Source organism: Streptomyces sp. NPDC004561, assembly GCF_053602155.1.
Genome location: NZ_JBSGDB010000166.1, coordinates 1 through 5,766, shown reverse-complemented (window position 1 = coordinate 5,766; position 5,766 = coordinate 1). Strand labels below are relative to the sequence as shown.

Below are 5,766 nucleotides of genomic sequence, written 5' to 3'. Positions count from 1 at the left end.
CCAGGAGGAGATCGACTCCCGCTTCTTCGCCATCGTCACCGACCTGGTCGGCACACCCAGCGAACTCATTTCCGGAGGGGAGGTACGGCCGCGCCGCCGTGGGGAGTTGAGTGGGGTGTGTTTGACTTGTCGTCCTGTGGGCATGTCGACAAAACGCTGAAGTGACCTCACGGGCTGCGGTATACCGGGTGTACCCAGGTTGCAGGTGGTGCGACGATGGACGTTATGGGGGACAAGGCAACTCTGTTCGAGTCAGGGCGATTTGTGCAGCCTCCCGGCGAGGAGCCGGCCCAGGACGAGATGGGCGACATGGGGGAGGAAGCCGCCGAGGAGGTACGCCTCGGGCTCGCCGCGCAGAGCGGCGACGTCGAGGCGGCGAGCGTCCTCGGGGCCCTGCTGCTGCGCCGTGGTGACCTCGACGGGGCCGAGACCCATCTGCGGGCTGCCACCGCGGCCGGTGACCGGGCCGCCGCCAACAACCTGGGTGTCCTCCTGCACCAGCGCGGCTACGCCGACGAGGCCGCCGGCTGGTGGCGGATCGCCGCCGTCGCCGGCTCCGCCGCCGCCGCGCACGCCCTCGGCCGCTACCACCGCGAGCGCGGCGACGAGCCCGCCGCCGAGTACTGGCTGCGCCAGTCCGCCGAACAGGGTCATGTCCTCGGCGCCTACGCGCTCGCCGACCTGCTGGAGCACCGCGGGGACGCCGGCGCCGGGCGCTGGATGCGGATCGCCGCCGAGCGCGGTCACCGTGAGGCCGCCTACCGGCTGGCCCGCGCACTCGACCGCAGGGCCGGGCAGCCGGACGAGGGCGGGGCTGACAACGCTGTCGCGGAGATCGAGCAGTGGTACCGGCAGGCCGCCGCACGCGGCCACCGGCGGGCCGCGCTGCACCTCGGGGCGATCCTGGAGAAGCGCGGCGAGCTGAAGGAGGCCGGGCGCTGGTACCTGACCTCGGCCAAGGACGGCGAACCGCGGGCCGCCTGCGCGCTCGGCTTCCTGCTGCGGGACGCGGGCGACACCGAGAGCGCGGCCGTGTGGTGGCTGCGCGCCGCCCAGGAGGGCGACGGCAACGCGGCCAACGCGCTGGGCGCGCTGCACGCCGAGCGCGGCGAGACGCAGACCGCCGAGCGCTGGTACCGGGCGGCGCTGGACGCGGGCGACGACAACGGCGCCTACAACCTCGGGCTGCTCTGCGCCGAGCAGGGCCGTACCGCGCAGGCCGAGCAGTGGTACCGGCGGGCCGCCTACGCCGGGCACCGGGAGGCCGCGAACGCGCTGGCCATCCTGCTGCTCCAGGGCGGCGACACGAGCGGCGCGGAGCCGTGGTTCTCCAAGGCCGCCGAGGCGGGAAGCGTGGACGCCGCGTTCAACCTCGGCATCCTCTACGCCGGGCGCGGCGAGGAGGGGGCGGCGCTGCGCTGGTACGAGCAGGCGGCCGCCGCCGGGCACACCGAGGCCGCGCTCCAGGTCGGCATCGCCCGGCAGCGCGAGGGCGACGAACAGGACGCCGAGCGGAATCTGCGCTGCGCCGCGGGCGGCGGAAGCGCGGAGGCCGCGTACCGGCTGGCCACCCTGCTCGACGCCCGGCGGCCCCCGGAGCCCGCGCACGAGCTGGGGGAGATCGTGCACGAGAAGACCGAGTGCGAGGAGTGGTACGAGCGGGCCGCGTCCCAGGGGCACCGGCGGGCGCAGGTCCGGGTGGGGATGCTCGCGGCGGCCCGCGGTGACGTGGTGGAGGCGGCCCGGTGGTACCGGGCGGCGGCCGAGGCCGGGTCGCGCAACGGCGCCTTCAACCTCGGGCTGCTGCTCGCGCGGGAGGGGAGCGAGCCGGAGGCCGCCGTGTGGTGGACCCGGGCCGCGGACGCCGGGCACGGGCGGGCGGCGTTGCGGCTGGCCCTCGTCTACGCGCGTCGCGGCGAACTGGCCGAAGGCCAGAAGTGGGCGCACCGCGCCGTCGCCCTCGGACCGGCGGAGGTGGCCGAACGAGCGGGCCGGCTACGAGACGCACTGAGGGAAGAACTGTCGGCGTGACACCGGGGTCCGGGCGCGCAGGGATTCGGCGGGGCGTGCCGCTGGTGGGCGGCTGCGGCGGGATTTGCCGGAGTCTGGGGCTGCCTGGGGGTTGGGACCCTTGGGCGAGGGCGGCGCGCAGGGATTTGGTGGTGTAGTGCCGGGTCCGGGCCGCGGAGGCATTCGGCTGGGGCGTGAGGCCGGGGTGCGGGCCGCGCAGGGATTCCGGGAGTGTGGCGCCGAGGTCCCGTTGCGTCAGGAATCGGCGGTTTCTGCCGGTTGGTCGGCCGCCCCGGACCTGCGCGGAGTGACGCCGGACACCTCGCGGACCAAGGATTTGCTTCCCGGTACTCCTCTCCCGTAATGTCGTGTTCACCGACGCGGGGTGGAGCAGCTCGGTAGCTCGCTGGGCTCATAACCCAGAGGTCGCAGGTTCAAATCCTGTCCCCGCTACTGAAGGCCGAGGGCCGGAATCCAGAAATGGGTTCCGGCCCTCGGTGTTTGCATGGGCGTAGGGAAGACACGGAAGAGCCCCGGTGCCGGATGGGCGCCGGGGCTTTCGGTGAGCGTCCTGTTTACGCGCTCGCGCAGTTCGGGCACAGCCCGCGGTACGTCACCTCGACGTCCGACACCGTGAAGCCGAAGCGCTCCGTGTCGGGGAGGTCGGCGAGCGGGTTGCCCGTCGGGTGGACGTCGCGGATCGCGCCGCACCGGGCGCAGACCAGGTGATGGTGGGGCCGGTGCGCGTTCGGGTCGTACCGCTTGGCGCGCCTGTCCGTCGAGACTTCCAGCACCTCGCCGAGGGAGACCAGCTCACCCAGCGTGTTGTAGACGGTCGCCCGGGAGATCTCGGGCAGCTTCGCGACGGCCCGAGCGTGGACCTCGTCGGCTGTCATGTGGACGTGCTCGCCGTCGAGGACCTCGGCCACCACGCGCCGCTGCGCGGTCATCCGCCATCCGCGTCCACGCAGTCGTTCCAGAAGGTCGCTCATGGCTACCAGCCTAACAGCAGGGGGGACCAGGACGGGAATAGGTGTGAGATTGGATCGATGTTTGACTTAGACATTGTCCAATGTAGGATCGAGCCTGGCTTCGGCCATGGGACAGGACGAGTCAGGAACGACGCAGGAGGCGCACGTGACGCAGGGACCGCTCACCACGGAGGCCGGTGCTCCGGTGGCCGACAACCAGAACAGCGAGACGGCGGGCGTCGGCGGGCCGGTCCTGGTCCAGGACCAGCTGCTGCTGGAGAAGCTCGCCCACTTCAACCGCGAGCGCATCCCGGAGCGCGTGGTGCACGCCCGTGGCGCGGGCGCCTACGGCACCTTCACGGTGACCGCCGACGTCACGCCGTACACGCGGGCCGCCTTCCTCTCCGAGATCGGCAAGGAGACCGAGGTCTTCCTGCGCTTCTCGACCGTGGCCGGCAACCTCGGCGCGGCGGACGCCGTGCGGGACCCGCGCGGCTTCGCGCTGAAGCTCTACACCGAGGAGGGCAACTACGACCTCGTCGGCAACAACACCCCCGTGTTCTTCATCCGGGACGCGATCAAGTTCCCCGACTTCATCCACACCCAGAAGCGCGACCCGTACACGGGCAGCACGGAGGCGGACAACGTCTGGGACTTCTGGAGCCTGTCGCCCGAGTCCACGCACCAGGTGACCTGGCTCTTCGGCGACCGCGGCATCCCGGCGTCGTACCGGCACATGGACGGCTTCGGCTCGCACACCTTCCAGTGGAACAACGAGGCCGGCGAGGTCTTCTGGGTCAAGTACCACTTCAAGACCGACCAGGGGATCCGCAACCTCACCGCCGGGGAGGCCGAGGTGCTCGCGGGCAAGGACCCCGACTCGCACCAGCGCGACCTGCGTGAGGCGATCGAGCGCGGCGAGTTCCCGAGCTGGACCGTGGGCGTGCAGATCATGCCGGCGGCGGACGCGGCGGCCTACCGCTTCAACCCGTTCGACCTGACCAAGGTGTGGCCGCACGCCGACTACCCCGTCGTCGAGATCGGCAGGCTGGAGCTGAACCGCAACCCGCGCAACGTCTTCGCCGAGGTCGAGCAGTCGATCTTCTCGCCCTCGCACTTCGTGCCGGGCATCGGCCCCTCGCCGGACAAGATGCTCCAGGGCCGTCTCTTCGCGTACGGCGACGCGCACCGCTACCGCGTCGGCATCAACGCCGACCATCTGCCGGTGAACCGCCCGCACGCCACCGAGGCGCGCACCAACGCGCGGGACGGCCGGCTGTACGACGGTCGGCACGGCGCCGCCAGGAACTACGAGCCGAACAGCTTCGGCGGCCCGCGGCAGACCGGCCGCGCGCTGTGGCAGCCGTTCGACGGCTTCACCGCCGGCACCGGCGACCACCCGACCCCGGCGCACGCCGAGGACGACGACTTCGTGCAGGCGGGCGACCTGTACCGGCTGATGTCGCAGGAGGAGCGGGAGCGGCTGGTCGCCAACCTGGCCGGGGCGATCTCCCAGGTCTCGCGCGAGGACATCGCCGAGCGCGCGATCGCCAATTTCGCGTCCGCCGACGCCGACTTCGGCAAGCGGCTGGAGGCGGCGGTGCGGGCGCTGCGCGGCTGACGCGGCGGCGCGGCCCGCGCCTCAGGAGCCTGGGGGTGCCCCAGGGCGGGCCGGATCCCACGGTGCTCGGGGTCCGGCCCGTTGCGCATGCTCAGAGCGCCGGAGCGGGCTCGCGGGCCGGGAGCCAGCAGCGGATGATGTCGCGGACCGAGACGATTCCCGCGGGCTCGCCGCGGTCGAGGACGACCAGGTGCCGGAAGCCGCCGTTGGTCATGGCGCGGGCGGCCTCCTCCAGGGTCCAGGTGGGGGCGGCGAAGACGACGTCGGTGGTGGTGTGGGCGTGGGTGCGTTCCGTGTCCGGGTTCTGGCCGAGGCCGACGGAGTTGAGGATGTCGCGTTCGGTGAGGATGCCGATGCCGCCGGCGTCCGGGTCGAGGACCACCGCGGCGCCGACGCGCCGGGCGGACATCAGCGCGGCCGCCTGACGGAGGGTGTGGGCGGGACCGACAGTGAGGATCACCGTGCTCATGGCGTCACGGACGAGCATGGATGGGCCACCTCCTTCGGGAATCCCGGGGCCCTTCGCGGGCCCGGCGCCCTAGGCGCCTGTTCGGGATTGCACAAATTCACAAGTGGGGGTGGGCCCAGAGTGCCAGGTAAAGGGAGGGTCAACAAGGGGGCGCGCGACACCAGTTGAGGGCGTAGCGGGAGTAATCCCGTGCCTCACTGGCGCTGGTTGAGATACCCCAGCAACTCGTCGTGCAGCAGGCCGTTGGAGGCGGCCGCGTTGCCGCTGTGCGGGCCCGGGCGGCCGTCGAGGCCGGTGAAGGCGCCGCCGGCCTCCGTCACGATGATCGCGTTGGCGGCCATGTCCCACAGGGACAGCTCGGGCTCGGCGCAGATGTCGACGGAGCCCTCGGCGACCATCATGTACGGCCAGAAGTCGCCGTACGCGCGCGTGCGCCACACCTCGCGGGTCAGGTCGAGGAAGCCGTTCAGCCGGCCCTGCTCCTCCCAGCCGGAGAGCGAGGAGTAGGCGAAGGACGCGTCCGCGAGCGTGCTCACCCGCGAGGCGTGGATACGGCCCGCGGAGGTCAGGTTGCGGCCGGTGAACGCGCCGTAGCCCTTCGCGGCCCACCAGCGGCGGCCGAGGGCGGGGGCGGAGACGAGACCCACGACGGGCTGGTAGCCCGCCGCGGGCGCCGCCCGCAGGGGGGTGTGGGT

5 protein-coding genes and 1 tRNA gene are annotated in these 5,766 nt (G+C 72.4%); 3 read left to right on the top strand and 3 right to left on the bottom strand.

The genetic code is table 11. From position 1 onward, the window contains the following. The first annotated feature begins 216 nt into the window (after positions 1-216). Both ACWEN3_RS22065 and ACWEN3_RS22060 read left to right on the top strand, forming a co-directional pair. Entirely contained in the window at positions 217-2,031 is a 1,815-nt protein-coding gene (locus tag ACWEN3_RS22065; RefSeq protein WP_452973567.1) for a sel1 repeat family protein, read from the top strand. A 358-nt stretch (positions 2,032-2,389) separates the two neighbouring features. After that, positions 2,390-2,463 (top strand) — tRNA-Met (locus ACWEN3_RS22060). A gap of 122 nt (positions 2,464-2,585) precedes the next feature. On the opposite strand, the gene ACWEN3_RS22055 is transcribed toward ACWEN3_RS22060, so the two are convergent. Continuing rightward, positions 2,586-3,002 carry a Fur family transcriptional regulator gene (locus ACWEN3_RS22055; RefSeq protein WP_452973565.1) on the bottom strand — a complete coding sequence of 139 codons (417 nt, stop codon included), beginning with the start codon at positions 3,000-3,002 and terminating at the stop codon, positions 2,586-2,588. Positions 3,003-3,147: 145 nt separating this feature from the next. On the opposite strand from ACWEN3_RS22055, the gene ACWEN3_RS22050 reads away from it, so the two are divergent. Continuing rightward, positions 3,148-4,602, top strand: coding sequence for a catalase (locus ACWEN3_RS22050; protein WP_452973562.1), 1,455 nt, complete (start codon positions 3,148-3,150; stop codon positions 4,600-4,602). Between the two features lie 91 nt (positions 4,603-4,693). On the opposite strand, the gene ACWEN3_RS22045 is transcribed toward ACWEN3_RS22050, so the two are convergent. Both ACWEN3_RS22045 and ACWEN3_RS22040 read right to left on the bottom strand, forming a co-directional pair. After that, the gene (locus ACWEN3_RS22045) at positions 4,694-5,089 is read right to left on the bottom strand and encodes a CBS domain-containing protein (RefSeq protein WP_452973559.1); all 396 of its coding nucleotides are present in this window, start codon (positions 5,087-5,089) and stop codon (positions 4,694-4,696) included. Between the two features lie 176 nt (positions 5,090-5,265). Then, positions 5,266-5,766 (bottom strand): inositol monophosphatase family protein (locus tag ACWEN3_RS22040; RefSeq protein WP_452973557.1); only part of this gene is annotated, 501 nt, incomplete at its 5' end.